Source organism: Streptomyces sp. NPDC055013 (assembly GCF_053608645.1).
Map to the genome: position 1 here is coordinate 126,233 of NZ_JBSGVW010000011.1, position 26,512 is coordinate 152,744.

General features: G+C 70.7%; 24 protein-coding genes and 1 riboswitch. Of the genes, 12 read left to right on the forward strand and 12 right to left on the reverse strand.

Annotation, left to right across the window (positions count from 1 at the left end; all coding sequences use genetic code 11):
- Window positions 1–3: 3 nt before the first annotated feature.
- Together ACWGDB_RS16675 and ACWGDB_RS16680 are read right to left on the reverse strand one after the other, a co-directional pair.
- Window positions 4–1,251, reverse strand: a complete 1,248-nt coding sequence (locus tag ACWGDB_RS16675) for an ABC transporter substrate-binding protein (protein ID WP_328878907.1) — start codon at window positions 1,249–1,251, stop codon at window positions 4–6.
- Between the two features lie 135 nt (window positions 1,252–1,386).
- Window positions 1,387–2,922 (reverse strand): gamma-aminobutyraldehyde dehydrogenase, encoded by a 1,536-nt coding sequence (locus ACWGDB_RS16680; RefSeq protein ID WP_453823117.1) that lies wholly within the window; start codon window positions 2,920–2,922, stop codon window positions 1,387–1,389.
- Window positions 2,923–3,143: 221 nt separating this feature from the next.
- On the opposite strand from ACWGDB_RS16680, the gene ACWGDB_RS16685 reads away from it, so the two are divergent.
- Window positions 3,144–3,698: an NADAR family protein gene (locus ACWGDB_RS16685; protein ID WP_453823118.1), complete on the forward strand. Its 555-nt coding sequence runs from the start codon at window positions 3,144–3,146 to the stop codon at window positions 3,696–3,698.
- Window positions 3,699–3,892: 194 nt separating this feature from the next.
- Here the strand turns inward: ACWGDB_RS16685 and ACWGDB_RS16690 are convergent, their stop codons facing one another.
- Entirely contained in the window at window positions 3,893–4,138 is a 246-nt protein-coding gene (locus tag ACWGDB_RS16690) for a DUF4190 domain-containing protein (RefSeq protein ID WP_453823119.1), read from the reverse strand.
- Between the two features lie 214 nt (window positions 4,139–4,352).
- On the opposite strand from ACWGDB_RS16690, the gene ACWGDB_RS16695 reads away from it, so the two are divergent.
- From ACWGDB_RS16695 to ACWGDB_RS16705, 3 genes are all read left to right on the forward strand, one after another.
- Complete coding sequence (locus tag ACWGDB_RS16695; protein WP_383607368.1) at window positions 4,353–4,541, forward strand: hypothetical protein; 189 nt, start codon at window positions 4,353–4,355, stop codon at window positions 4,539–4,541.
- A gap of 358 nt (window positions 4,542–4,899) precedes the next feature.
- Window positions 4,900–5,961, forward strand: coding sequence for an adenosine deaminase (locus ACWGDB_RS16700; protein ID WP_453823120.1), 1,062 nt, complete (start codon window positions 4,900–4,902; stop codon window positions 5,959–5,961).
- A 65-nt stretch (window positions 5,962–6,026) separates the two neighbouring features.
- Window positions 6,027–6,722, forward strand: coding sequence for a glycerophosphodiester phosphodiesterase (locus tag ACWGDB_RS16705; RefSeq protein WP_453823121.1), 696 nt, complete (start codon window positions 6,027–6,029; stop codon window positions 6,720–6,722).
- Window positions 6,723–6,727: 5 nt separating this feature from the next.
- Here the strand turns inward: ACWGDB_RS16705 and ACWGDB_RS16710 are convergent, their stop codons facing one another.
- On the reverse strand, window positions 6,728–8,425 hold the full coding sequence (locus tag ACWGDB_RS16710) for an RNA polymerase sigma factor (RefSeq protein WP_453823122.1): 1,698 nt from the start codon (window positions 8,423–8,425) through the stop codon (window positions 6,728–6,730).
- Between the two features lie 241 nt (window positions 8,426–8,666).
- Window positions 8,667–9,203, reverse strand: a complete 537-nt coding sequence (locus tag ACWGDB_RS16715; RefSeq protein ID WP_453823123.1) for a hypothetical protein — start codon at window positions 9,201–9,203, stop codon at window positions 8,667–8,669.
- A 125-nt stretch (window positions 9,204–9,328) separates the two neighbouring features.
- Between ACWGDB_RS16715 and ACWGDB_RS16720 the strand changes: the two genes are divergently transcribed.
- Window positions 9,329–10,678 (forward strand): diacylglycerol/lipid kinase family protein, encoded by a 1,350-nt coding sequence (locus ACWGDB_RS16720; protein WP_453823124.1) that lies wholly within the window; start codon window positions 9,329–9,331, stop codon window positions 10,676–10,678.
- A 48-nt stretch (window positions 10,679–10,726) separates the two neighbouring features.
- Here the strand turns inward: ACWGDB_RS16720 and ACWGDB_RS16725 are convergent, their stop codons facing one another.
- The gene (locus ACWGDB_RS16725; RefSeq protein WP_453823125.1) at window positions 10,727–11,917 is read right to left on the reverse strand and encodes a polyamine ABC transporter substrate-binding protein; all 1,191 of its coding nucleotides are present in this window, start codon (window positions 11,915–11,917) and stop codon (window positions 10,727–10,729) included.
- 154 nt (window positions 11,918–12,071) lie between these two features.
- Window positions 12,072–13,511, reverse strand: coding sequence for a gamma-aminobutyraldehyde dehydrogenase (locus ACWGDB_RS16730; protein ID WP_453823126.1), 1,440 nt, complete (start codon window positions 13,509–13,511; stop codon window positions 12,072–12,074).
- A 168-nt stretch (window positions 13,512–13,679) separates the two neighbouring features.
- On the opposite strand from ACWGDB_RS16730, the gene ACWGDB_RS16735 reads away from it, so the two are divergent.
- From ACWGDB_RS16735 to ACWGDB_RS16765, 7 genes are all read left to right on the forward strand, one after another.
- On the forward strand, window positions 13,680–14,195 hold the full coding sequence (locus ACWGDB_RS16735) for an Lrp/AsnC family transcriptional regulator (protein ID WP_328422862.1): 516 nt from the start codon (window positions 13,680–13,682) through the stop codon (window positions 14,193–14,195).
- 19 nt (window positions 14,196–14,214) lie between these two features.
- Window positions 14,215–15,588, forward strand: coding sequence for an aspartate aminotransferase family protein (locus ACWGDB_RS16740; RefSeq protein WP_453823127.1), 1,374 nt, complete (start codon window positions 14,215–14,217; stop codon window positions 15,586–15,588).
- Window positions 15,589–15,772: 184 nt separating this feature from the next.
- Window positions 15,773–16,513 carry an ABC transporter ATP-binding protein gene (locus ACWGDB_RS16745; protein ID WP_453823128.1) on the forward strand — a complete coding sequence of 247 codons (741 nt, stop codon included), beginning with the start codon at window positions 15,773–15,775 and terminating at the stop codon, window positions 16,511–16,513.
- Window positions 16,495–17,868 (forward strand): hypothetical protein, encoded by a 1,374-nt coding sequence (locus ACWGDB_RS16750; protein ID WP_453823129.1) that lies wholly within the window; start codon window positions 16,495–16,497, stop codon window positions 17,866–17,868. The genes ACWGDB_RS16745 and ACWGDB_RS16750 overlap by 19 nt, the downstream gene beginning before the upstream one ends.
- 140 nt (window positions 17,869–18,008) lie before the next feature.
- Window positions 18,009–18,428: a VOC family protein gene (locus tag ACWGDB_RS16755; protein WP_453823130.1), complete on the forward strand. Its 420-nt coding sequence runs from the start codon at window positions 18,009–18,011 to the stop codon at window positions 18,426–18,428.
- Window positions 18,429–18,465: 37 nt separating this feature from the next.
- Entirely contained in the window at window positions 18,466–19,590 is a 1,125-nt protein-coding gene (locus ACWGDB_RS16760) for an LOG family protein (RefSeq protein WP_453823131.1), read from the forward strand.
- Window positions 19,591–19,767: 177 nt separating this feature from the next.
- Complete coding sequence (locus ACWGDB_RS16765; protein WP_453823132.1) at window positions 19,768–20,424, forward strand: LAETG motif-containing sortase-dependent surface protein; 657 nt, start codon at window positions 19,768–19,770, stop codon at window positions 20,422–20,424.
- Window positions 20,425–20,513: 89 nt separating this feature from the next.
- Here ACWGDB_RS16765 and ACWGDB_RS16770 read toward each other — a convergent pair whose 3' ends face one another.
- From ACWGDB_RS16770 to rlmN, 5 genes are all read right to left on the reverse strand, one after another.
- Window positions 20,514–21,311, reverse strand: a complete 798-nt coding sequence (locus ACWGDB_RS16770; RefSeq protein ID WP_453823133.1) for a maleylpyruvate isomerase family mycothiol-dependent enzyme — start codon at window positions 21,309–21,311, stop codon at window positions 20,514–20,516.
- A gap of 25 nt (window positions 21,312–21,336) precedes the next feature.
- Window positions 21,337–22,356, reverse strand: a complete 1,020-nt coding sequence (locus tag ACWGDB_RS16775) for an ABC transporter ATP-binding protein (protein ID WP_453823134.1) — start codon at window positions 22,354–22,356, stop codon at window positions 21,337–21,339.
- The gene (locus tag ACWGDB_RS16780) at window positions 22,357–23,958 is read right to left on the reverse strand and encodes an ABC transporter permease (protein ID WP_453823194.1); all 1,602 of its coding nucleotides are present in this window, start codon (window positions 23,956–23,958) and stop codon (window positions 22,357–22,359) included. It abuts the gene before it with no gap.
- Window positions 23,959–24,050: 92 nt separating this feature from the next.
- Complete coding sequence (locus tag ACWGDB_RS16785) at window positions 24,051–25,154, reverse strand: thiamine ABC transporter substrate-binding protein (RefSeq protein ID WP_453823135.1); 1,104 nt, start codon at window positions 25,152–25,154, stop codon at window positions 24,051–24,053.
- A 79-nt stretch (window positions 25,155–25,233) separates the two neighbouring features.
- Window positions 25,234–25,339: riboswitch (TPP riboswitch) on the reverse strand.
- 45 nt (window positions 25,340–25,384) lie between these two features.
- On the reverse strand, window positions 25,385–26,491 hold the full coding sequence (rlmN, locus tag ACWGDB_RS16790) for a 23S rRNA (adenine(2503)-C(2))-methyltransferase RlmN (protein ID WP_453823136.1): 1,107 nt from the start codon (window positions 26,489–26,491) through the stop codon (window positions 25,385–25,387).
- Window positions 26,492–26,512: the final 21 nt, after the last annotated feature.

Consider the following 26,512-nt stretch of genomic DNA (forward strand, 5'->3'; position numbering starts at 1 on the left):
TGGTCACGCCCCTGTGAGCTTCGCGAACTTCTCTTCGTAGGCCGTCTCTTCCTTCGAGCTCAGTGAGCGGAAGGCGCGGGACTGGGCCTGCATGGCCTTGTCGGGGAGGATCAGCGGGTTGTTCGCCGCGTCCTCGTCGATCTTCGCGAGCTCTTCCTTCACGCCGTCCACGGGACAGACGTAGTTGATGTAGGCGGCGAGCTCGGCGGCGGGCTTCGGCTCGTAGTAGAAGTCGATGAGCCGCTCGGCGTTCGTCTTGTGACGGGCTTTGTTGGGGATCAGCATGTTGTCGCTGGACGTCATGTAGCCGCTGTCCGGGATGAGGAAGTCGATGTCCGGGCTGTCGGCCTTGAGCTGGACGACGTCACCGGCCCAGGCGAGGCAGGCCGCGAAGTCTCCGCTGGTGAGGTCGGAGGTGTAGTCGTTGCCGGTGAACCGGCGGATCTGCTTGTTGTCGACGGCCTTCTGGAGCCGGGCGATCGCCGCGTCGTAGTCGTCGTCGGTGAACTTGGCGGGGTCCTTGCCCATGTCGAGCAGGGTCATCCCGATGGTGTCGCGCATCTCGGTCAGGAATCCGACGCGGCCCTTGAGCTTGGGGTTGTCGAGCAGGTCGGAGACCGTCTTCACCTCGACGCCGTCGAGCGCCTTCTTGTTGTAGGCGATGACGGTCGAGATGCCCTGCCACGGGTACGAGTACGCCCGTCCCGGGTCCCAGTCGGGGTTGCGGAACTGCTGGGAGAGATTGGCGAAGGCGTGCGGCAGGTTGGACGGGTCCAGTTTCTGGACCCATCCCAGGCGTATCAGGCGCCCGGCGAGCCAGTCCGTGAGGACGACGATGTCGCGCCCCGTCTCCTGGCCCGCCGCCAGCTGCGGCTTGATCTTCCCGAAGAACTCGTTGTTGTCGTTGATGTCCTCGGTGTACTTGACCTTGATGCCGGTCCGCTTCGCGAACTGCTCCAGCGTCGGGTGGTGCTTGCCGCTGTCGTCGACGTCCATGTACTCGGTCCAGTTGGAGAAGCTGACCTGCTTCTCCTTCGCCGAGTGGTCCTCGGCGGACGTGCCGCCCTCGGTCTTGCCGGCCGCGGGGATCCCGCAGGCACTGAGCGCACCGAGTCCGCCCACCGCGAGAGCGCCGCCGGTGGAGGCGCGCAGCAGGGAACGGCGGGTCATGGCGGCCCGGCCGTTGCGCAGGCTGCGCCGCATGGCGGCCACTTGGGCCGGGGACAGGCGGTCGGGCTCGTACTGCTCCATGCGCGTGGTGCCCTTTCGGGAGATCGGGAGGGAGGGGAGGCCGACCGCGGGAGGGGCGAGGCGGCCGCGCCGATCTGATCCGGTCCGGTCCGGCGTCCCGCCTGGTCCGGTCCGCTCAGGCCGGGTCCGGTCCGGCTATCGGTCCCCGAAGACGGTGCGATGCCAGTCCTTCCTGGCGACCGCCGTGTTGTCGAACATGACGTGCTTGATCTGCGTGTACTCCTCGAAGGAGTACACGGACATGTCCTTGCCGAAGCCGGAGGCCTTGTAGCCGCCGTGCGGCATCTCGCTGATGATCGGGATGTGATCGTTCACCCACACGCAGCCCGCCTGGATCTCGCGGGTGGCGCGGTTCGCCCGGTAGACGTCGCGGCTCCAGGCGGAGGCGGCGAGCCCGTACGGGGTGTCGTTGGCGAGCCGGATCCCGTCATCGTCGCTGTCGAACGGCAGAACGACAAGGACCGGCCCGAAGATCTCGGACTGGACGATCTCGCTGTCCTGGGCGGCGTCGGCGACCAGGGTGGGCCGATAGTACGCACCCTGCTTGAGGTCGCCCTGCGGGGCCTCACCGCCGGTGACCACGCGCGCGTAGGCACGCGCACGGTCGACGAACCCGGCGACACGGTCGCGCTGGACGTGCGAGATGAGGGGCCCGAGGTCGGTGCCGGGACTGAAGGGGTCTCCGAGGCGGACGCTCTCCATGAGGGCGGCGGTGCGCGAGACGAACTCTTCGTAGAGCGGCCTCTGCACATACACGCGCGTGGCTGCCGTGCAGTCCTGCCCCGTGTTGATGAGCGAGCCCGCGACGGCGCCGTTGGCGGCGGCCTCCACGTCGGCGTCGTCGAAGACGACGAAGGGCGCCTTGCCGCCCAGCTCCAGGTGGAGCCGCTTCACCGTGGCCGTGGCGATCTCGGCGACGCGCTTGCCCACGGCGGTGGAGCCGGTGAAGGAGGTCATGGCCACGTCGGGATGGCCGACGAGATGCTCGCCGGCCTCCTTGCCGGTCCCGGTGATGATGTTGATGACACCGTCGGGGATGCCGGCGTCCGTGGCTGCCTGGGCGAAGAGGAGCGAGGTCAACGGGGTGAGCTCGGCGGGCTTGAGCACGATGGTGTTGCCCGCGGCGATCGCCGGGAGGACCTTCCAGGCGGCCATCTGGAGCGGGTAGTTCCAGGGGGCGATGGACCCGACGACGCCGATGGGTTCGCGGCGGACGTATGAGGTGTGGTCGCCGGAGTACTCCCCCGCGGACTGGCCGGCGAGGTGGCGGGCGGCGCCCGCGAAGAATGAGGTGTTGTCGATCGTGCCCGGCACGTCGAACTCACGGGTCAGCTTCAGCGGCTTCCCGCACTGCAGGGACTCCGCGCGGGCGAAGTCCTCGGCGCGCTCGGCGAGGACGGCCGCGAAGCGGTGCAGCGCGTCCGAACGCTCGCCCGGGGTGGCTGCGGCCCAGGCGGGGAACGCCTCACGCGCGGCGGCGACGGCGGCGTCGACGTCCTCGGTGCCGGCCAGGTCGTACGTGTAGACCTCTTCGCCGGTGGCGGGGTCGACGACCGCGTGCGTGCGACCCGAGGTTCCCTTCACCAGGCGGCCCGCGATGAACTGCGCGCCGTCCGCGAAGCGGTCTTGGGCCGGGAATCGTTCCGGGGTGGCGGTGCCCGGGTTGTGCATGTCGCTCTCCTCCGTGTCCCCCTGGAGGGACCGCAGTGGGGTCGGCGTGGGGTGGCGTGGCTCAGGCTCGATTTGAGTGCCGATCCTGACAGAGCAGGAAGGGTCCAACAAGTGATTCCGTTGTTGCCTTTTGGTTACGCAACGGAATCTGTCGACCAGGTGTCGAGTTGGCCTTGAAAACCCGGGACGGATTGTCGGTGGTGCGTGCCAGACTCGGCCACATGGCGAAGATCGATTCTTGGGACGTCCTGATCAGGGAGGTCCGTGCGGGGACGAGAGTCAAGTATCTGCACTTCTGGGGCCACCGGCCACGACCGGACGGACAGGTGAGCGCGAGTTGCCTGAGTCAGTGGTGGCCGTCGCCGTTCACGGTGGCCGGCGTGGCGTACGCGACCGCCGAGCACTGGATGATGGCCGAGAAGGCCCGGCTCTTCGGGGACGCGGAGGCGGAACGGCGGGTGCTGGGGGCGGGGCATCCGTCCGAGGCCAAGAAGGCCGGGCGGCTCGTGCGCGGCTTCGATGACGCGGTGTGGGAGCGGGAGCGGTTCCGGATCGTCGTCGAGGGGTCGGTCCACAAGTTCTCGGCGGACGCGGAGCTGCGGGGGTTCTTGCTGGGGACGGGGGATCGGGTGCTGGTGGAGGCCAGTCCGGTGGATCGGGTGTGGGGGATCGGGCTCGCGGCCGGGGATGACGGGGCGGGGGATCCGGAGCGGTGGCGGGGGCCGAATCTGTTGGGGTTCGCGTTGATGGGGGCGCGGGAGCGGTTGCGGGGGTAGGGGCGGTTGCGGGAGCAGGAGGCGGCAGGGCGCTGATTTTCCAGCGCCGGTCCAGGCACTCCAGCCCGTCTGGGGGTGCCCCCTCTGGGGGAGTTGGAGGACGAGGCCGTTCAGGCCGAAGCGGGGGTCCGGGGGCGGCAGCCCCCAGGTACGGGACCGGCCAGGGCGGCGGGGGCGAAAAGCCTCCTCGCTCACTACACCGTCGAGATCAACACCGCCAGCATCCCCAACCCCAGCACCAAGCCCACCGACCCACAGATCATCCCCGCCAGAGCCTGCCCCGGGTTCGTCGCCTCCCCGCGCCGCGCCTTCCCCCGCCCGATCGCGCCGAAGATCAACGCCAGCGCACCCATCACGATGGCCACCGGCCACAGACAGAAGATCGCCGCGGAGATGATCCCGAGCACGAGCCCCGCCGTGCCCATCCCATTGCTCGGCATGGGCTGCACACCGGGCCACCCGTAGTAGCCCCCGGCACCGGGACCCACGCCTCCACCTGGCGGCGGGTAACCGTGGACAGGCCCGGGATAGCCGTACGCAACCTGCCCCGGCCCGCCGGGCGCGATGGGCGGCGGCGGAACGGGCTCGCCGTGGGCGGCGTAGGGAAGGGACGCCGTCGGAGGCGCGAAGGGCCCGGCCGGCGAGTGGGGCGGCGTGGACCCCGGCGCCGCGAAGGGGTTGGGGTTCGACCCGCTCGGCGGCACCGCAGGGTTCGGCCCGGTCGACGGGTTCACCCACGACGGCGGCGTCGGCATGCCCGAGGACGGCATGGACGTCACCGTCTGCTGGTCGTGCACGGATGGTGCGGGCCAGGTCAGCGGGTCGTTCGAGGCGACGGTGTAGCCGGCTCCCCCGGGCGCGGCCGGAGCGGCGGGAGCCTGCCCGCCCTCGACCGGAGGCGCCCACGGATCCCGTTCGGCCGAGGACGGGGCGCTCCCCGTCTTCTCCAGCGAGGTCCTCGCCCCCGTCTCCGACGCACCGGGCGAAGCCGGCCCCCCGGCCGCCGCATCCTCCGCCGCCCCCGGCGTCTGCGCGTCGTCGGACATGTCCGGCCCCCCTCCGTCGTTTGTGCCGTCATGCTAAGGCCCGGGCATTCCCGGCACGGCCCCGGCATACGATGATCCGGAGTCACCGATCAGCCGATCACCCGCGTCCCGCCGACCACACATCCGGCCGGGGACGCCGTTCCTGGGGAGGAACCTTGACCGACAACCTCGTCGACGCCCGCGTCCCGCGCGATCTGCACGCCTTCATCGCCGGACTGCCCAAGGCCGAACTGCACGTCCACCACGTCGGCTCCGCCTCCCCCCGCATCGTCGCGGAACTCGCCGCCCGCCACCCCGACTCCAAGGTCCCCACCGACCCCGAGGCCCTGGTCGACTACTTCACGTTCACGGACTTCGCGCACTTCATCGACGTATACCTGTCCGTCGTGGATCTGATCCGCACCCCGGAGGACGTACGGCTGCTGACGTACGAGGTGGCCCGCGAGCTGGCCCGGCAGCAGGTGCGGTACGCCGAGCTGACCATCACCCCGTTCTCCTCCACCCGCCGCGGCATCGACGAGAGCGGCTTCATGGCGGCGATCGAAGACGCCCGCAAGGCCGCCGAGGCCGAGTTCGGGACCGTGCTGCGCTGGTGCTTCGACATTCCCGGCGAGGCCGGCCTGGAGTCCGCCGCGGAGACCGTGCGGCTCGCCACCGACGACCGGCTGCGCCCGGAGGGGCTGGTCTCCTTCGGGCTCGGCGGGCCCGAGATCGGCGTACCGAGGCCGCAGTTCAAGCCGTACTTCGACCAGGCCATCGCCGCCGGACTGCACTCCGTGCCGCACGCGGGCGAGACCACCGGCCCCGAGACGGTCTGGGACGCCCTCACGCACCTGCGCGCCGAGCGCATCGGGCACGGCACCAGCTCGGCGCAGGATCCGAAGCTGCTCGCGCACCTCGCCGAGCACCGGATCCCGCTGGAGGTGTGCCCGACCTCCAACATCGCCACACGCGCGGTCCGCACGATCGACGAGCACCCGATCAAGCAGTTCACCGAGGCCGGCGTCATCGTCACCATCAACTCCGACGACCCGCCCATGTTCGGCACCGACCTCAACAACGAGTACGCGGTCGCCGCTCGCCTCCTCGACCTCGATGAGCGGGGCCTGGCCGACCTGGCCAAGAACGCCGTGGACGTGTCCTTCCTCGACGAACCGGGCAAGGCCCGGATCAGGGCCGAGATCGACACGTACACCACCGGCTGGCTCGCCTCCTGAGCCGGCGGCGCCCCCCACGCCTCGACCCGTCCACGATGGCCCCCGCCCCCGACCGGAATGCCCTCATGCAGAACGTGACCGCCGTGGCCCACCGCGGCGACCCCTACCGCGTCCGCGAGAACACGCTCGCCTCCCTGCGCTCCGCGCTCGAACGGGGCGCGGAAGCGGTGGAGATCGACGTACGGCTCACCAAGGACGGCGTGCCGGTGCTGCTGCACGACGACACGCTGAAGCGGCTGTGGGAGCAGGACCGTCCACTGCTCGCGCTGTCCGCGGCCGAGGTGCGCGGTCTGACGGCGGGCGGGGTGCCGACGCTGCGGGAGGCGCTGACGGCGTGTGCCGGGAGCCGGGTGATGCTCGACCTGCCGGGCACGCCCGACGTGCGGGCGGCGCGCCGGGTCGTGGACGTCGTACGCGAGTGCGGGGCGCAGGACCGCGTGTACTACTGCGCGGGCGCCCCGGCCATGCTCGCCGTACGGGCCGCCGACCCGGCCGCCGAGATCGCCCTGACCTGGACGACGCTGGCCCCGCCGCGCCCCGCCCTGCTGGACGCGGTGCGCCCGCGTTGGCTCAACTACCGCTTCGGCCTGGTCGACCACGCCCTCGCCGAGCGCGTCCACCGCGGCGGTCATCTGCTGTCCGTCTGGACCCCGGACACCCGGCGCTCCATGCGCCGCCTGCTGGACCTCGGCGTCGACTCGATCACGACCAACCGCGTCGACGTCCTCCTCGGCCTGCTCGCCGCCCGGTCCGACGCCTGAGGCCGCTAGACGCGCGAGCGTTGAGACACCGTCGCCGGATCGGCCGGGGTGCCGCGGGTGACGTACTGCGGGACCGGTGCGGTCTCCTTGCCGTTGTCGCGGACCTGGCCGTAGCGGATCGCGCCCTGGTCGGGTCCGGTCCGCACGTCCTTCTCGGCCGCCTCCCAGGTCGACGGGAAGACGATGACGCCGTAGTCGGCGCCCCGTTCGTTCTGGTTGAGGGTGACCGAGCCGTCGACGTAGAAGTACTCGTTCTGCCACATCTGCTGGGTGCCGTCCGGCAGGACCGTGTAGCCGGTGTCGGGGCCGCCCATGCCGGTGGTTCCGGGGCCTGTGGTGTCGTCCATGCGGCGGCCGCCGCCGGAGGCGACATGGAAGAGCCTGCCCTTGAGGCCGGTCCAGGTCGGCATGACCAGCGCGCCCGGCCGTGACTGCGGAGAGATCTGCCAGCGCACCAGGACGTAGCCCTGACCGCTGAGCGTCACCTTCTCGCCCCGGTGCTGCATGACTGCCTTCGCGCCCCAGGTGCTGGTGATGCCGGACTCGCGGCGGTGCGGCAGAGAGGCGGGCTCGGCGTTGGGGTCCGGAGCCTTGTCGACGGCGTCGACGACCGTGCCGTACAGCCCGGTCTTTTGCGACGGTGACGGAGACGGTGAGGGGGAGGATGGCGGTGAGAGCGTGGCCGTCGGGGTCACGGGCGGGGTCCGCGCGGGCGGGCGGGCCGTGCTCGCCGCGGTGGGGGCGGCCGCGCGCGGCGGGGCCTGCGGGGTCTGGGTGACGACGTACGCGCCGCCCGCGACGAGTGTCGCCCCGGCCGTCACCGCCACGGCGGGCTGGGTGATCGCGGCCATCACCTTCGCGGACCAGCCGACGGAGGCCGCCGTGGCGGTCGCCGCGACCGCCGTCTTGCCGCCCAGTGCCAGCGACAGGGTGAAGCCGACCGGGATCGGGACGAGCGCGATGCCGACGAGGAGGCGTTCCGCGGGGACGACGGCCTCGCGGGTGTCGCCGCAGTAGCCGCAGCCCCTGATGTGCCGGGCCAGTCGCTTGCGCCAGACGGAGTCCGGGCGTCCGTTCCAGCGGGCGGTCGGTTCGCGCAGGTCGGGGCAGGCGCCGTCGAGTGCGCGGACGATGCCGCGCGCGGTCTCCAGCCGTTCCTTCACCCGCTGGACGCGCACCGCGGCGTGCTGCCGGCTGATCCCGGCCGCGGCGGCCAGTTCGCGCCGGGTCAGCTCGCCCGCGACCTCCAGCCACCACAGCGACAGCAACTGCCGGTCCTCGTCGTCCAGCCAGCGCACCGCCTCCGCGACCTCGCGCCGCTGCCCCTCCAACTGAAGCCGAAGGACGGTGAGTTCGGCGAAGTCGGTGGCCTCGTGCGCGGCGGACTCGTCGAGGCGGGCGGGCTGTCTGCGGCGCGCCCGGTCCCGGATCTGCCGCATGGCGATCGCGACGAGCCAGGAGCGGAAGCTGTCCGGGTCCCGCAGCGAGCCGAGGTTGCCGACGGCGCGCAGCATGGTCTCCTGGACGACGTCGTCGACGTCGGCATGGCCGTTCAGGGCGCGTCCGACGACGTTGTAGACCAGCGGCAGCCAGCCCTCCACCAGTTCGTCCAGCGCCTGCCGGTCACCGGCCTGCGCCGCCGCGATGGTGGAGCGCCACTGCCTGCCGGCTCCCTCGTCCACGTACGCCCTCTCCCGGCTCATGCGCTGCCCGTACGCACCTTCTCAGCCTGACCAGCACGGTTGGCTATATCGGAGATCACATTCCGGGAGTGGAGACGCGGTGACGGGGCCGGCGATAACACTTTTTCGCCGACCGACGCCCCGCAAGGACGACCCCTCACAACCCCCTTGTTGTGCAGGGCGCTTGCTCAGAGCTTCCGCAGGGTCGCAGCCCCCGAGGGCGACGGCCTGGCCCTCGTCCAGCGCTTCGGCTTCCCGGCGTTCAACCGGTGACGACGGCGGCAGCGGCCGGAGGCGCCGACGCATCCGTCAGAGCTTCCAACTGCTTGATCCTCTTGCGCACGACGTACAGCGGGATCACCCCGAAGACGCCGAACGAGATGTCGATCACCGACCACCACAAGGGGATGCCGCGGATCGGCCCGCAGATCAGGGCGAGCGGGATGATGCCCGCGCAGGCGATCATTCCGAACTCGACGACCCAGATGTTGCGTACCGGGTCGCGGTAGGGGCCGTAGAAGGCGACGGCGATGACGAGATGGGCGAAGGCGAGCCAGTCGGTGCCGTAGAGCAGGAAGGGGTAGTCGGCGTCGGCGGTGTCGAGACCACGCCGGACGCGCTCGATCCAGTCCATGAGGCCGGGGAGGTGCTCCGGCACGGACAGGGCGCGCAACAGGTCCTCGGTCCAGCGCAGTTCGTGGACGAGGGGGAAGGCCGTGGCGCCGCTGAGCACCAGGCAGACGACGAAGAAGGCCAGCCAGACGCGGATGCCCTTGAGCAGGGCGGCTCTGTCGCTCATGGGAGCAGCGTACGCTTGGAGTTGAACACGTTCAAAGCGGGTTCCCGTCGAGGAGCCCGAACCGACGGCCGCCATGCGGCCCGCACCGGCCCGGCCCTACGATGTCCGCCGACGAGGGAGGATGCATGGGCCTGGACCTGAGCGAACGGGCTTACCGGGGGCAACGTTGGGCGGCACGGGCCTCACTTGCCGCAGCGGGGCTCGCGCTGCTCGTGCCGCTCGCCTACGGCGGGGTCGGCGGCGTGCTGCTGCTGGTGGCCGGTGTGGCGGGCCTGGGGATCGGCGCCGTCGCGGTGTGGTGGACGCTGACGCTGCGCGGACCGGTGCGCTGGCTGGCGGGCGTCGTGGCCCTGGTCGTACCGGCCGCCGTGATCACGTTGTTCGCTGCCACCCTGTTCTGGGCGCTGCTGGCGTCCGTGGCGCTGTGGACGGTGGCCGTGTGGAGCGGCCGGTACGCGCTGCGGGGCACCGGGAGCTCACGGGTGCGGGTGATGCGGGGACGCAGGGCGGCGCCACCGCGGCGGGCGATCCTGATCATGAACCCCCGCTCGGGCGGCGGGAAGGTGGAACGCTTCGCGCTCAAGGAGAAGGCGGAACGGCTCGGCGCCGAGGTCGTCCTCCTGGACCCCGAGGAGCATCAGGACGTCACCGCCCTGGCCCGCAAGGCCGTTTCGGACGGCGCGGATCTGCTCGGTGTCGCCGGCGGGGACGGCACCCAGGCACTGGTCGCGGCCGTCGCCGCCGCGTACGACATCCCGTTCCTGGTGATCAGCGCCGGCACCCGCAACCACTTCGCCATGGACCTGGGCCTCGACCGCGAGGATCCCGCCGCCTGCCTCGACGCGCTCGTCGACGGCGTGGAGCTGCGCGTCGACCTCGGCTTCGCCGGCGGCCGGCCCTTCGTCAACAACGCCTCCTTCGGCGCGTACGCGGCCATCGTGCAGAGCCCCGGCTACCGCGACGACAAGATCGGCACCAGCCTGGAACTGCTGCCCGACCTGCTCACCCGCCAGCAGGGCCCGCTGCTGACCGTCCGGGCGGCGAACACGACGCTCCACGCCCCGCATGCCGTGCTGGTCAGCAACAACCCCTACCGCACGGACGATCCCTTCGGGCTCGGCCGCCGCGACCGCCTCGACGCCGCCGCTCTGGGCGTCCTCGGCATCAGGGTGGACAGCGCGGCCGAGGCCGCCGCACTGCTCCTCGACCCCGCGCCGCCCGGCCTGAGCATCCTCACCGCGACCGAAGTGGTCATCGAGGCCGACCGTGAGGAGATCGAGGCCGGCATCGACGGCGAGGCCCTGGTCCTGCCGGCTCCGGTCCACATCCGCATCACTTCGGGCGCCCTGCGCGTCCGCGTCCCCCGCAAACGCCCCGGCGTCCCCCAGCGCGGCCCCCGCCTGGACTGGCGCCGACTGCGCAAACTGGCGGCGACGGTGGGGCGTACGGCGGTGCACCGGCAGGGGCACTGGTAGGGGCACAGGTAGGGGCACAGGTAGGGGCACAGGCGCCGTGGGGGCCGCCTACAACCCCGCGATCGCGTTCCACCGCCGGGCGAAGTCCACCCGCTCGTCCGACGTGATGTCCCGAGCGATCGCGAGACGCCGGCGCATCGCGGTGTCCGGGAAGATCAGCGGATCCTCGGCCAGGGCGGCCGTCTCCTCGTCCTTGGCGGAGGCGAGGACGTCCTGGGCGGCAGGGACCGGGCAGACGTAGTTGACCCAGGCGGCCAGTTCGGCGGCGACCTCCGGGTCGTAGTAGTAGTCGATCAGCCGCTCGGCGTTGGCCTTGTGGCGGGCCAGGTTCGGGACCATCAGGGACTCCGACCACAGCTCGGCCCCCTCCTCGGGGACGACGAAGCGGATGTCGGGGTCGTCCGCCTGGAGCTGGATGACGTCGCCCGAGTAGGCCTGGCAGGCCAGGACGTCGCCGCTCGACAGGTCCTTGATGTAGTCGTTGCCGGTGAAGCGGCGGATCTGGCCCTTGCGGACCTGCTTGTCGACCTGGTCGCAGACGGTGTGGAAGTCGTCCGCCGTCCAGCGGGTGATGTCGACGCCGTTGCCCTGCATGAGCAGCGCGAACGCCTCGTCCAGACCGGAGAGCAGGGTCACCCGGCCCTTCAGGTCGCTCGCCCACAGCTCGGCCACGCTGTGGATGTCGCGGCCCAGCCGACGGCGGTTGTACGCGATGCCCGTGATGCCCGACTGCCACGGCACGGTGTACTTCCGTCCGCGATCGAAGGCCGGTGAACGCAGCAGCGGGTCCAGGTACTTCGTCACGTTCGGCTGACGCGCCCGGTCCATCTCCTGCACCCAGCCCAGACGTACGAACCGGGCGCACATCCAGTCACTGATGACGACGAGATCGCGGCCCGTGCGCTGATGGTTCATCAGGGCGGGGCTGATCTTGCCGAAGAATTCGTCGTTGTCGTTGATCTCCTCGACATAGTCGACGGAGATGCCCGTGCGCTTCTCGAACCCCTCGAGGGTCGGCCGGCGCGTCGCGTCCTCGTCGTCCGTGTCGATGTACAGGGGCCAGTTCGCCCACGTCAGCCGCTTGTCGGTGGCGGAGACATCGGTGGCGGCCCGGTCGCCGGGCGACACGTAGGCGGGCCGCACACCGCAGCCGGCGAGCCCACCGAGCGCAGCGCCCGCACCGAGGGTGCGCAGCAAAGTCCGGCGGGACAGCGGGGAGTGCACTGGTGGGAGGTCCATTGCCGCAGCATGCCGCCGCGACACGGAGCCGGGCAATGGACGCCCCGTCAAGCGGAACGGTGCCAAGCAGACACCCTGTCGATCACGCCCTCAGGGGCGCGGGGAACTGCGCGATCAGCCCCCACGCCCCCGCGGCCGAAATACGGCCTACGGCCTACGCATCCAGGGACGTCATCACGTGCTTGATCCGCGTGTAGTCGTCGAACCCGTACGCCGACAGATCCTTGCCGTACCCGGACTTCTTGAACCCGCCGTGCGGCATCTCCGCAACCAGCGGGATGTGCGTGTTGATCCACACGCACCCGAAGTCCAGCGCCTTGGACATCCGCATCGCACGCCCGTGGTCCTTGGTCCAAACCGACGAAGCGAGGGCGTACTCGACGCCGTTGGCCCACTCGACGGCCTGCGCCTCGTCCGAGAAGGACTGCACGGTGATGACCGGGCCGAAGACCTCCTTCTGGACGATCTCGTCGTCCTGCTTCAGGCCGGACACCACGGTCGGCGCGAAGAAGTACCCCTTGTCACCGACCCGGTGACCGCCGGCCTCGACCTTGGCGTGGGCGGGCAGCCGCTCGATGAACCCGGAGACCTGCTTGAGCTGGTTCGGGTTGTTGAGCGGGCCGAACAGCACGTCCTCGTCGTCCGGCTGCCCGGTCTTGGTGTCGGCGGCTGCCTTCGCGAGCGCCTGCACGAACTCGTCGTGGATGGCCTCGTGGACGAGGACGCGCGTGGCGGCCGTACAGTCCTGCCCGGCGTTGAAGAAGCCCGCGACGGAGATGTCCTCGACGGCCTTGGCGATGTCGGTGTCGGCGAAGACGACGACCGGCGCCTTGCCGCCCAGCTCCAGGTGGACCCGCTTGAGGTCCTTGGACGCGGATTCGGCGACCGACATACCGGCCCGCACCGAACCGGTGATGGAAGCCATCGCCGGAGTCGGGTGCTCGACCATCAGCCGCCCGGTGTCACGGTCGCCGGTGATGACGTTGAAGACACCCTTGGGCAGGACGCCTCCGATGATCTCGGCCATCAGGACGGTCGACGCCGGAGTGGTGTCCGACGGCTTCAGGACGACCGTGTTGCCCGCCGCGAGAGCCGGCGCGAACTTCCATACGGCCATCATCATCGGGTAGTTCCAGGGCGCGACCTGCGCGCAGACGCCGATCGGCTCACGGCGGACGATGGAGGTCAGGCCCTCCATGTACTCACCGGCCGAGCGGCCCTCGAGCATCCGCGCCGCGCCCGCGAAGAAGCGGATCTGGTCGACCATCGGCGGGATCTCCTCGGACCGCGTGAGTCCGATCGGCTTGCCCGTGTTCTCCACCTCGGCCGCGATGAGCTCTTCGGCCCGCTCCTCGAACGCGTCGGCGATCTTCAGCAGGGCCTTCTGTCGCTCGGCGGGGGTCGCGTCACGCCACGCGGGGAAGGCGCGCGCGGCGGCCTCCATCGCGGCGTCGACGTCCGCCTGCCCGGACAGCGGTGCGGTTGCGTACGCCTCGCCCGTCGCGGGGTTGACCACCTCGGTGGTCCGTCCGTCGGCGGCGTCCCGGAACTCACCGTCGATGTAGTTGCGCAGACGACGCAGCTCGGTGCTCACTGCCGGCCTCCTGTCAGGTCGAACTGTCCATTCTCTGAGACACCCACCCTAATCGGCTGACCCACGTTTTCAACACCCCCACTGGGGCCCCTTCTGCGAAATCCGCAGGTCTCGGTCGCGTAAACAACGAATTTCATCGCCTCGACCTTGCGGAACTATCGAGACGTCGTGCACAGTGACGTCGTGGCCAGTCGAAGCGCAGAGCACAGGGACTCCCGCGAGTCCAGGAACGGCGGTCCTCAGCTGGACGCCGTCTCCCTTGCCATCATCGAACAACTTCAGGAGGACGGCCGCCGGCCGTACGCCGCCATCGGCAAGGCCGTCGGCCTGTCCGAGGCCGCCGTGCGCCAGCGCGTCCAGAAGCTGCTCGACCAGGGCGTCATGCAGATCGTCGCCGTCACGGACCCGCTCACCGTGGGCTTCCGCAGGCAGGCGATGGTCGGCGTGCATGTCGAGGGCGACGTGGAGTCCGTGGCCGACGCACTGACCGCCATGGCCGAATGCGAGTACGTGGTGATGACGGCCGGGTCCTTCGACCTGATGGTGGAAATCGTCTGCGAGGACGACGACCACCTCCTGGACGTCATCAACCGACGCATCCGCGCCGTCCCCGGAGTGCGCTCGACGGAGAGCTTCGTCTACCTCAAGCTCAAGAAGCAGACCTACATGTGGGGAACCCGATAACCGTGAGGACCCGATAACCGTGAGCACCAACAGCCCTCAGGACCTCAGCAGGACCGCGTACGACCACTTGTGGATGCACTTCACGCGTATGTCCTCGTACGAGAAGGCCCCCGTCCCGACGATCGTCCGGGGCGAGGGCACCTACATCTACGACGACAAGGGCAGGCGCTACCTCGACGGGCTCGCCGGCCTGTTCGTGGTGCAGGCCGGGCACGGCCGCGTCGAGCTGGCCGAGACCGCCTTCAAGCAGGCTCAGGAGCTGGCATTCTTCCCGATCTGGTCCTACGCGCACCCGAAGGCCGTGGAGCTGGCCGAGCGTATCGCGGACCACGCGCCGGGCGACCTCAACAAGGTCTTCTTCACCACCGGCGGCGGCGAGGCGGTGGAGACCGCCTGGAAGCTGGCCAAGCAGTACTTCAAGCTGACCGGCAAGCCCACCAAGCACAAGGTCATCTCGCGCGCGGTCGCCTACCACGGCACCCCGCAGGGCGCCCTGTCCATCACGGGCCTGCCGGCCCTCAAGGCCCCCTTCGAGCCGCTGGTCCCGGGCGCGCACAAGGTGCCGAACACCAACATCTACCGCGCCCCGATCTTCGGTGACGACCCGGAGGCCTTCGGCCGCTGGGCCGCCGACCAGATCGAGCAGCAGATCCTCTTCGAGGGCCCTGAGACCGTCGCCGCGGTCTTCCTGGAGCCGGTCCAGAACGCGGGCGGCTGCTTCCCGCCCCCGCCCGGCTACTTCCAGCGGGTGCGCGAGATCTGCAACCAGTACGACGTCCTGCTGGTGTCGGACGAGGTCATCTGCGCCTTCGGCCGCCTCGGCACGATGTTCGCCTGCGACAAGTTCGGCTACGTCCCGGACATGATCACCTGCGCCAAGGGCATGACCTCGGGCTACTCCCCGATCGGCGCCTGCATCATCTCCGACCGCCTGGCCGAGCCGTTCTACAAGGGCGACAACACCTTCCTGCACGGCTACACCTTCGGCGGCCACCCGGTGTCGGCGGCGGTGGGCCTCGCCAACCTCGACCTCTTCGAGCGCGAGAAGCTCAACCAGCACGTCCTCGACAACGAGGCCGCGTTCCGCGCGACGCTGGAGAAGCTGCACGACCTTCCGATCGTCGGCGACGTCCGCGGCAACGGCTTCTTCTACGGCATCGAGCTCGTCAAGGACAAGGCGACCAAGGAGTCGTTCAACGACGAGGAGACCGAGAGGGTTCTGTACGGCTTCCTCTCCAAGGCCCTGTTCGACAACGGCCTGTACTGCCGTGCCGACGACCGAGGCGACCCGGTCGTCCAGCTCGCGCCGCCGCTGATCTCCAACCAGGAGACGTTCGACGAGATCGAGCAGATCCTGCGCGCGACGCTCACGGAGGCCTGGACCAAGCTCTGACCTCACGAGGTTCGCGCGACGGCGGGGGTGCACCCGTAGGAGTGAGAAGGGTGCACCCCCGCCGCGTGCTGTCCGTCGTTGCGCCCCCGGATCCTTAGCGTGCCTTGTAACCGATCGGCCCTGTCTTCGTTCCCCCGCACGGGGGAACGGCCCGGGAACTACGGATCTGACGAGGTGTACGCCCATGGAGGCTCCGCCGGACAACGACGTGCTCTGGGCACGCGCGCTGCACTTCACGCACCGCGACGGCTCCCCCGCGCTCGGCGGGGTCTCGCTGGGTGTGCGTGAGGGTGAGATCCTCGCCGTCACCGGTCCCCGCGGCAGCGGCAAGACGGCTCTCCTGCAGTGTCTGTCCGGCCTGGCCCCCGCCCGGAGCGGCGAGGTCTGGTTCAACAGCGTGCCGGTGCACACCATGACCCCGATGGCGCGCGAACGGCTCCGCCGCGACCGCTTCACCTGGATCGACCCGGCCCCCTCGCTCGTCCCCGAGCTGAACGTCTGGGAGAACGCCGCGCTCCCGCTGATGCTGCGCGGCACCAGCCGTCGCCGCGCCAAGACGACCGCGCTGGAGTGGCTGAACCGCCTCGATGTCGGCGAGGCGGCCCGCAAGCGCCCGCACCAGCTGGTCCAGGCCGAACGCCAGCGCGTGTGTCTCGCCCGAGCCCTGGCCCCCTCCCCCACGGTCCTGTTCGCCGACGAGCCGACGGCCCCGCTGCACCGCACCGACCGCGCGCACGTCCTGCGCACCCTGACGACAGCGGCCCGCTCGCACGGCATCACCGTGGTCCTGGCCACCCACGACGCGGAGAACGCGGCCTTCGCCGACCGCACCCTCGCCCTGCTCGACGGCCGGCGCGTGAACACGGTGCACCTGCCCCCGGTCACCGCGACGGAAGGCCGGGCCGCGTGCTCGCTCTCCGTCTGAGCCGCGGCGCCCAGCCCGCCGTACAGCTGCGCCGCCTGCTCCTGGCCACGGCGTCGGCGGGCACGGGCTTCCTGCTGCTGTGCGCCCTGGGCTACGCCATGTCCCACGCCGACTCGGCCGCGTCGGCGCTGCGGCTTGCCTGGTGCGTGCCCCCGATGGCCGCGACGATCCACTTCGCGGTGGCGGTGGCCCGCACCGACCCCGGTACCAAGCCGCGCCCCGGCCTGTCGGCGATCGGCCTGGGTCCGGCCCGCCTGATGCTGGTCTCGGCCACCACCACGGCCCTGTCCTGCGCTCTCGGCTCGATGCTCGCCCTGCTCGTCTTCCTCCACCTACGGGGCGACCTGACCGGAATGCCCTTCGACGGCGCCGCCTCGCAGTTCCTGGCGGCGAACGCCCCCCTCCCTCTGCCGGCCGCTCTGACCCTGCTGACCCTGACCCCGGCCATCGCGTCGACGACGGTGGCGCTGGCCCTGCGCCCGAAGGAGCCCGGGCCCACCGGGGCGCGGGGCGCGCGACGGCCGTTCGGGGGCCAGGTGAGGCGGGGCCGCGCGGCCGCGCCGGGCACCACGGAGGACAGCGGGGGCGCTGCCGCGCCGGCCGCGGACAGTCGTGCCGCCGAGGTGGCGCCCGCTCCGGAGAAGGACGGCACCCCACCGGCGCCCGGCCACGCGAGTGACGCCCCGGCGGCGGTCGACGACACCTGGCAGACGCCGGACCACGCGACCCATCTGCCGGCTCCCGGCAATCACCCCGCCGGCCTGCCCTGGGGCATCGCGGTCCTCGCCGCCGGCATCGCCGTGGAGGCCTACGCCGGCCGGGCCGCCACCCCCACTCCGCTCACCGTCCCCGCCGCCCTCCCCACCGGCCCCGCCGGAGTCCTGGTCGGCTGGCTCCTGACGGCCCTCGGGCTGGCCCTCGCCGCCCCCGGCCTCACCCACCTCTGCGGCCGCGTCCTGCAGGCCGTACGACCGGGCGCGGTACGCCTCCTCGCGGGCCGCGTCCTGATGGCGGAAGCCACCCGCATCGGCCGTCCCCTCGGCGTCGTCAGCGCCGTGGCCTCGGCGGCGTACGCCATGGCGCCCCTGTCCGCCCCCGCGGCCACCGACGCCATCGGCCCCCTCACCGCCGTCGGCGCCACCGTGGTCGCCGGCTGTGCCGTGGCCACCCTCCTCACAGCCGCCGTGGAGGCCAAGCAGGCCCGCGCCGACACCACGGCCGCACTGCTCCGCCTCGGCGCCCCCGCCACGTTGCTCCGCAGCGCGGCAGCCGTGCGCGTCGGCGCGCTGCTGGTCCTCTTCTGCCCGCTCACCCTGATCGTGGCCGAACTGGCCGCGGCGCCCCTGTCCCGCTGAAGCCTCCCGACGGGCCCCACCGAGCCGGTCGAAAAACTCGTAGGAAAAAAATCTCCGCAAGGCGATGACTTCCGCTCGGACCCCCGGTCTATCCCACCGAACAACAGCGAAAGCAGCAGCCACCCGAGGGAGAGACCACGATGACCGCCCCCGCCTACCAGCAGATGATCTTCCTGAACCTGCCCGTGAACGACCTCGGCGCCTCGAGGAAGTTCTTCACCGAGCTCGGCTTCGCGATCAACGAGCAGTTCAGCGACGACACCACCGCGTCGGTCGTGATCAGCGAGACCATCGTCGCGATGGTGCACACCCACGAGAAGTACGCCCAGTTCACGAAGAAGCCGATCGCGGACGCGACGAAGACCAGCGAGGTGCTGATCGCGCTGAGCTCGGAGAGCCGCGAGAAGGTCGACGAGCTGGTCGAGAAGGCGGTCGCCGCGGGCGGCTCCGTCACCGGCGAGACCCAGGACCACGGCTTCATGTACGGCCGCGCCTTCGACGACCTCGACGGCCACACCTGGGAGGTCGTGTGGATGGACCCGTCGGCCATCGAGGGCTGATCCCCACCGTCCTTTGCCGGGTGCCTAGCATGGGCGGGTGCAGACGATGCCCGCCCATGCGGCCCACCACGACGACCGTGAGATAGAGACGCTGGAGGAGTTCGACGCGACCGTCTCGGCGCGCGGCTCCCTGGCCGGATTCCGTGTCCAGGCCGTCGACCTGACGGACCGTACGCGCGAGTTGCTCACCGCGGACACGGCGGGCGCCGTCTTCCTCGGCTGCCCGATGCGCGAGGACGCGGCCGCCAAGATCCGCACGGACGGCGCCCTGGTCTTCCCGCCGGTCCCCGACCTGCCCTTCGACCCGTACCGGGGCCTGGTCTACTCACCCGACGATCTCTTCGCGTCGCTGGCGGACGGCTACGAGAACACGCCCGACGCCCACGCGTACGCCTGGTTCCAGCAGACCAAGGCGGACCGCGACATCCACGCCTCCATGCTCCGCGCGATCCACGACGACTCCATATCGGACGCGCTCGACGAACTCCTGTCCGGCACCCGGGTGGTGGGCGTCATGGGCGGCCACGCGATGCGGCGCGGCACGGAGGCGTACGAGGGGGCCGCGCGGCTCGGCCGGGAACTGGCCCGCGCCGGCTTCACGGTCGCCACCGGTGGCGGCCCGGGCGCGATGGAAGCGGCGAACCTCGGCGCGTACGCCGCCCCGCACGACGACGAGATGCTCGGCGACGCCCTCCGGCTCCTGGCGAAGGCGCCCCTGTTCACACCCTCGATCACCGAGTGGGCGACGGCCGCCTTCGAGGTGCGCGCCCGCTGGCCGCAGGGCGGCCGCTCCGTCGGCATCCCGACCTGGTTCTACGGCCACGAGCCGCCGAACCCCTTCGCCTCCCACATCGCGAAGTACTTCGCCAACGCCACCCGCGAGGACGGCCTCCTGGCCCGGTCGAACGCGGGCGTCGTCTTCCTGCCGGGCGCCGCCGGCACCGTGCAGGAGATCTTCGACAATGCGACGCCCAACTACTACGAGTCGCGCGGCGAGCCCACCCCGATGGTGCTCGTGAACAGGGCGCACTGGACGGAGCAGTTGCCGACCTGGCCGCTGTTGCAGGCCCTCGCCCGGGATCGGTCGATGGAGTCCCGTATCGCCCTGGTCGACCGGATCGAGCAGGCTCCGCAGGCGCTGAAACGCCTCAGCGAGCAATAAGAGGGCAAAGGCAACGTGCGTGGGGGGCGTACGCGTTGACACTGCTTATGCCACGCTTATAAACCTGTGAGACTCCTGGGGACGGTGATGTCACATCGCCGCCTCGTTCAACCCCCCTCAGTGGTGCAACTCGTAAGGACAAACGTGTCCATAAACCGCCGTACCGTTGCGCGCTCCGTGCGCGCTCTTGGTGTTGCGTCCGCCTCCGCCGCCCTCACGCTCGGCTTCGCGGGCAACGCCCTCGCCTGCAACATCAGTGAATTCTCCGCCGAAGCCAAGTGCGACGGCGACAAGGGCGTCATCACGGTCACCGACGTGGACCCCAGCGGCATCCCCGCGACCGTCAGCGTCTACCTGCAGAACAACGGCGCCGACCTGAAGAAGGTCGGCGAGCAGGTGGTCAAGGGCTCCCGCGAGGGTGTCACCATCACCTTCGCCGAGAACTGGAAGCCGGACGCCGAGTACCGCGTCCACGTCAAGGCCGCGGGCTACGTCGACGAGGACATCAAGCCGAACCTGACGACCCCGTCGACGGCCTGCAAGAAGGAAGAGGAGGAGCCGCCGGCTCCGTCGGACACCCCGACCCCGTCCGACTCCGCCTCGACCCCGGCCGAGGAGACGCCGGCCCCCGCGCCCTCGGAGAGCGAGAGCACCGCTCCCGCGGACACGGCGAGCAGCGCCCCGTCTCCGGCGACCGACGACTCCAACCTCGCCGAGACCGGTGCGAACTCCAACACCGGTCTGATCGCCGGCATCGCGGTCGGCCTGGTCGCCATCGGTGGCGGCGCGGTCTTCTTCGGACTGCGGCGCCGCGGGGCGAGCAGCGACCGCTGACGCGCCCGTAGAGCACCTCCGCTGTGGCCCGTCCCCTTCCCCCGGGGGCGGGCCACACGCCTGCTCCACAGAGCCACGCCCCGCGCCTGTCAGCCGAACGTCGCCCGCTCCAGCCAGAACTCCAGCAGCTCCCGCTCGCCGAGGACCTCCAGCTCCGGGCTGTCCAGCGGCAGTCGGCGGTAGAAGGCGAGCAGTACGGCGGTGAGCGGGCCGCGGAGCGCGACGGTCGCCTTCTCGTGGCCGCGCCGCCAGGCGACGACTTCGTGGTCGAGTTCGACAAGCCATTCGGCGTTCACCTCGGCGGTACTGTCCGTGGCGTGCAGATGGATGCTGCTCCCTGGCCGGCACAGCTCTCGCGCCGGGTCGTCCGGAAGCGTCCGCTGCGCCCACTCGACGATCTCCAGCCACTCGTCGATCGCGTCGGCGGCGACGTCGGGCGCCACCTCGTAGGGCAGTCCGGCGGCGAGTGTCGCGTCCGCGCGATGGATCGTGATCTCGTGGGTCATACGCCGGGCCCAGAATCCGGCGTTGAGCACGCCGGCCCAGCCCCACACCTTGGCGTCGGGACCGGCCTCCCGCAGCGTGCCGACGATCATCTCGCCGGTCTGAGCGAGCCATGCGTCGAGCGCGGCGGCGTCACCCTCGCCCTCGGGGCCGGCGAATCCCGGCACCTGCTCCTCCGGGACCTCCTCCTCGGCCCGCGTCCGCACGGTCAGCTCCACCCAGCGCAGGGCGCCGCCCGTGTGCCGGACGAGCTGTTCCAGCGACCAGTCCGGGCAGGTCGGAACGGTGGCCGACAGGTCGGCGCCCGAAGTCACCAGGGCCCTCAACAGGCCGATCTGGTGGGCGATTTCGTCGCAGTAACGATCATGCGGGAGTGACGTCATGCCCCGCACCCTATGTGCGGGGTGATCAGCCCAGCACCACAATTTCCGCCGCGTCGAACCCCACGCCGACGGCGTCCCCGACCTCGGGCGCCTCCCGCAGCGCACACGCCGCCTCCAGGCGCGGCGCGTCCTCCGGCTGGAGGTGCACGGCGACATGCGTGCCCTTGAACGTGCGCGCCGTGACCGTGCAGCGCAGCCCCGAGTCCGGGGCCACGAGCCGCACCCCGGCCGGCCGCACGAGCAGCGTCCGGGTGCCCTGCGCGGCGTTCTCGCCCACGGGCAGCTTGCCCCAGGGGGTGTCCGCGACCTCCCCCGCGACCGTGCCCTCGACCACGTTCTCGAACCCGAGGAAGCGCGCCACGAACTCGTCCACCGGACGCTGCCACACCTCGAGCGGCGTACCGGTCTGGGCGATCCGCCCGTCCCGCATCACCACGACCCGGTCGGCGAGCGCGAAGGCCTCGCCCTGGTCGTGCGTCACGGCCAGCACAGTGGTGCCCAACCGGCCGAACAGTTCCCGGAGTTCGACCACGAGCCGCTCCCGCAGCGAGCGGTCGAGCTGACCCAGCGGCTCGTCCAGCATCAGCAACCGCGGCCTCGGCGCGAGCGCACGGGCCAGCGCCACCCGCTGCTGCTCACCGCCGGACAGGGAGGCGACGGCGCGGCGGGCGGCGCCCGGCAGTCCGACCAGATCGAGCAACTCCCCTACCCGATCGGCCTGTTCGGCCTTCGAGGCGCCGTGCATCCGCGCCCCGAAGGCCACGTTGCCGCCGACGTCCCGCTGCGGGAAGAGCTGGTGGTCCTGGAACATCAGCCCGACCTCCCGCTTGTGCGCGGGCACCCCCTCCTGGTCCCGCCCGTCGAGCAACACCCGCCCCTCGTCCAGTGGCTGGAGCCCGGCCACCACCCGCAGCAACGTCGACTTGCCGCTGCCGCTCGGCCCCAGCACGCACACGATCTCGTGCTCGGTTACGTCGAGGCCGACCGCGTCCAGCACGGCACGCCCGTCGAACCGCACCGTCGCGTCCGCAAGGCTCAGCAGCATCTAGAACTCCCCGGTCCGGTCGGTGCGCAGCCGCTCCAGCACCAGCAGCGCCACCGCGCACACGATCATCAGAATCGTCGAAAGGGCCATCGCCTGCCCGTAGTTGAGATCGCCGGCCCGCCCGAGCAGCCTCGCCACGGCCACCGGCAGCGTCGGGTTGTCGGGCCGCGCGATGAACACGGTCGCCCCGAACTCGCCCAGCGACACCGCGAAGGCGAACCCGGCCGCGATCAGCAGCGCCCGCCGCACCATCGGCAGATCCACCTCACGCCAGACCCGCCACGGCGACGCCCCCAGCACCGAAGCCGCCTCGCGCAGCCGCTGGTCCACGGCACGCAGCACGGGCAGCATGGTCCGCACGACGAAGGGCACGCCGACCAGCGCCTGCGCGAGCGGGACCAGGATCCACGTACTTCTGAGGTCCAGCGGCGGCTCGTCGAGGGCGATCAGGAACCCGAAGCCGACCGTCACCGCGGACACCCCGAGCGGCAGCATCAGCAGCGCGTCGAAGCCCCGTACGGACCGGCCCGCGTCCCGTCGGGTCAGCGCGGCCGCGGCCAGACCGCCGATCAGCACGGCGATGGCGGTGGCGGCGACGGCGTACTGCAGCGAATTGCCGATGGCCTCGATGGGCGGGACGAGGAAGACGCCGACGTCGGCACTGGTCAGCGCCCGGTAGTAGCCGAAGTCGGGCGCGTCCAGCGACCGCTGCACCAGCACGGCCAGCGGCAACACCAGGAGTACGGCGATGACGACCAGGACACCGGCCAGCAGCGACCACTGCCCCGCCCCGCGCGGCCGCCGCGCGGTCACCGACGCGTCCACCAGGCGCAGGGCGCTCTCCCGCCGCCGTACCGTCCAGGCGTGAACGGCGAGGATCGCGCCGACGGCGAGGAACTGGACGATCGTCAGGACGGCCGCCGTGGACAGGTCGAAGATCTCCGACGTCTGCCGGTAGATCTCGACTTCGAGCGTCGAGAAGGTCGGGCCGCCGAGAATCTGCACCACACCGAAGGAGGTGAAGGTGAACAGGAAGACCATCAGCGCGGCGGCGGCCACGGCGGGCCCGAGCGCCGGGAGGGTGACCTGGCGCCAGGCTTTCAGGGGCGACGCCCCCAGCATCCGCGCGGCCTCCTCCTGCCGCGGATCGAGCTGCGACCAGAGCCCGCCGACCGTCCGTACGACGACGGCGTAGTTGAAGAAGACGTGAGCGAGCAGGATGGCCCACACGGTGGTGTCGAGCCGTACGCCCCACAGCTCGTCGAGGAGTCCGCCACGGCCGACCAGCGCGAGGAACGCCGTGCCGACGACGACCGTCGGCAGCACGAACGGGACGGTCACCACGGCTCGCAGGATCTGCTTGCCGGGGAACTCCAGGCGGGCGAAGACGTAGGCGCCCGGCAGCGCGATCAGCAGGGTCAGCGCGGTGGAGGCGAGCGCCTGCCAGGTCGTGAACCACAGGACATGCCGGATGTCGGACTGCCCGAGCACCTCCAGGAGGCGCCCGAACTGCCAGACCCCGTCGGCCTTCAGGCCGCGCGCGACGATCGCGGCGACGGGAAGGGCGAAGAAGACCGCGAAGAACGCGACGGGCACGGCGATGAGGCCGAACCGCACCGCCGCGCTTCGCGCGCGTCCCCTGCGGAAGGCGCCCTTGCGGGGCGTGCCCTCGTCGGGGGTGCCCTCGTGGGGGGCTACTTCAGAACGAGCGAGGTCCACGACTTGACCCAGTCGTCACGGTTGTCGGCGATCTTCGCCGGGTCCAGGGTCTCGGGGTCCTTGGCCTGCGGTCCGTACTTCGCGAACTCCGCGGGCACCTGGGCACCCTCGACCACGGGGTAGACGAACATGTTGAGCGGCATGTCGTCCTGGAACGTCCTGGTGAGCAGGAAGTCGAGGAGCGCCTTGCCGCCCTCGGTGTTCCGGGCGTTGCTGAGCAGGCCGGCGTACTCGACCTGGCGGAAGCAGGTGCCCTGGGCGACCCCCGTGGGGGCCGTCGTCGGCTTCGGATCGGCGTAGATCACCTCGGCGGGCGGCGAGGAGGCGTACGACACGACGAGCGGACGGTCGGCCTTGGCCTTCTTGCCGCCGGCGGAGCCGGAGAACTCCTCGTTGTAGGCCTGCTCCCAGCCGTCGACGACCTTCACGCCGTTGGCCTTCAGCTTCTTCCAGTAGTCCTGCCAGCCGTCGTCGCCGTACTTGGCGGCGGTGCCGAGGAGGAAGCCGAGGCCGGGCGAGGAGGCGGAGGCGTTCTCGGTGACGAGGAGGTTCTTGTACTCGGGCTTGATCAGGTCGTCGAGGGAGGTCGGCGGGTTCAGCTTGTGCTCGCTGAAGTACGCCTTGTCGTAGTTGACGCAGATGTCGCCGGTGTCGATCGGGGTGACCCGGTGCTTGTCCTGGTCGGCCAGGTACTCGGCCTTGATCTTGTCCGAGCCCTTCGGCTCGTACGACTGGAACAGCCCGTTGTCGAGCGCCCTCGAGAGCAGGGTGTTGTCGACGCCGAAGAAGACGTCGCCCTGCGGGTTGTCCTTGGTGAGGATGGCCTTGTTGACGGCCTGGCCGGCGTCGCCGTCCTCCAGGACCCTGACCTTGTAGCCGGACTGCTTCTCGAAGGCGGCGAGGACGCTCTTCGAGACGGCCCACGAGTCGTGGCTGACGAGCGTGACGGTCTTGGATCCGCCGCCGTCGCCGCTGCCGGCGTCGGACGACCCGCACGCGGTCAGCCCGGGCAGCGCGACGAGGCCCAGCCCGACGGCCAGGGCCATGGTCTTCACCGTGGACTTCTTGGTGATGCTCACTAATTCCTCCTGGGGGTGACCAGGAAGAGACGCGGCCCTGCCCGGAACCCTTGGGAGGGCTCCGGGCAGGGCGCAACAGCTCGAGTGGTGACCGATCTCCCTACCCAGAATGACCTGGGCCAGGTTCGGAGGGTCTGCGGCCGATGCCGCACTCTCAGCGCTGTGGCGCTCCCCTGTCGGAATATGAAGATGTATTCACGCCATATGAAAATGTACCTACGGCGGTCAGACTACCGTTCGGTCGCGGCGAGCTGCCCACACGCCCCGTCGATCTCCTGACCACGGGTGTCCCGAATCGTCACCGGCACACCATGGGCGGCGATGGCCTCCACGAACGCCTTCTCGTCCTCGGGGCGCGACGCGGTCCACTTGGAGCCCGGAGTCGGGTTCAGCGGGATCAGGTTCACATGCACCGGCTTGCCCTTGAGCAGCCGCCCGAGCCGGTCACCTCGCCAGGCCTGGTCGTTGATGTCCCGGATGAGCGCGTACTCGATGGACAGCCGACGGCCCGACTTGGCGGAGTACTCGAACCCGGCGTCGAGCACCTCGCGCACCTTCCACCGCGTGTTCACGGGGACGAGGGTGTCGCGCAGCTCGTCGTCGGGCGCGTGCAGCGAGATCGCGAGCCGGCACTTGAAGCCCTCGTCGGCGAACCGGTGGATGGCCGGGACGAGACCGACGGTCGAGACGGTGATCCCGCGCTGGGACAGCCCGAGCCCGTCCGGCTCCGGATCGGTCAGCCGCCGAATGGAGCCCACGACCCGGTTGTAATTGGCGAGCGGCTCGCCCATCCCCATGAAGACGATGTTGGACAGCCGGGCGGGCCCACCGGGCACGTCCCCGTCCCGGAGCGCCCGCATCCCGTCCACGATCTGGTGCACGATCTCGGCGGTCGACAGATTCCGGTCCAGTCCCGCCTGCCCCGTGGCACAGAACGGGCAGTTCATCCCGCATCCCGCCTGGGAGCTGATGCACATGGTCACCCGGTCCGGATACCGCATCAGCACCGACTCGACGAGCGTCCCGTCGAACAGCCGCCACAGCGTCTTGCGCGTGGTGCCCTCGTCGGTCGACAGATGCCGTACGACCGTCATCAGCTCGGGGAACAGCTCCTCCCGCAGCTTGGCCCGCGCCCCGGCCGGGATGTCGGTCCACTGCTCCGGCTCGTGCGCGTACCGCGCGAAGTAGTGCTGCGACAGCTGCTTGGCACGAAACGGCTTCTCGCCGATCGCAGCGACGACGTCCTTGCGCTCAGCAGGCGTGAGGTCGGCAAGGTGCCGCGGCGGCTTCTTGGCTCCGCGGGGGGCGACGAAAGTGAGTTCTCCGGGTGCAGGCATAACTCCCCCAGTGTCGCAGAT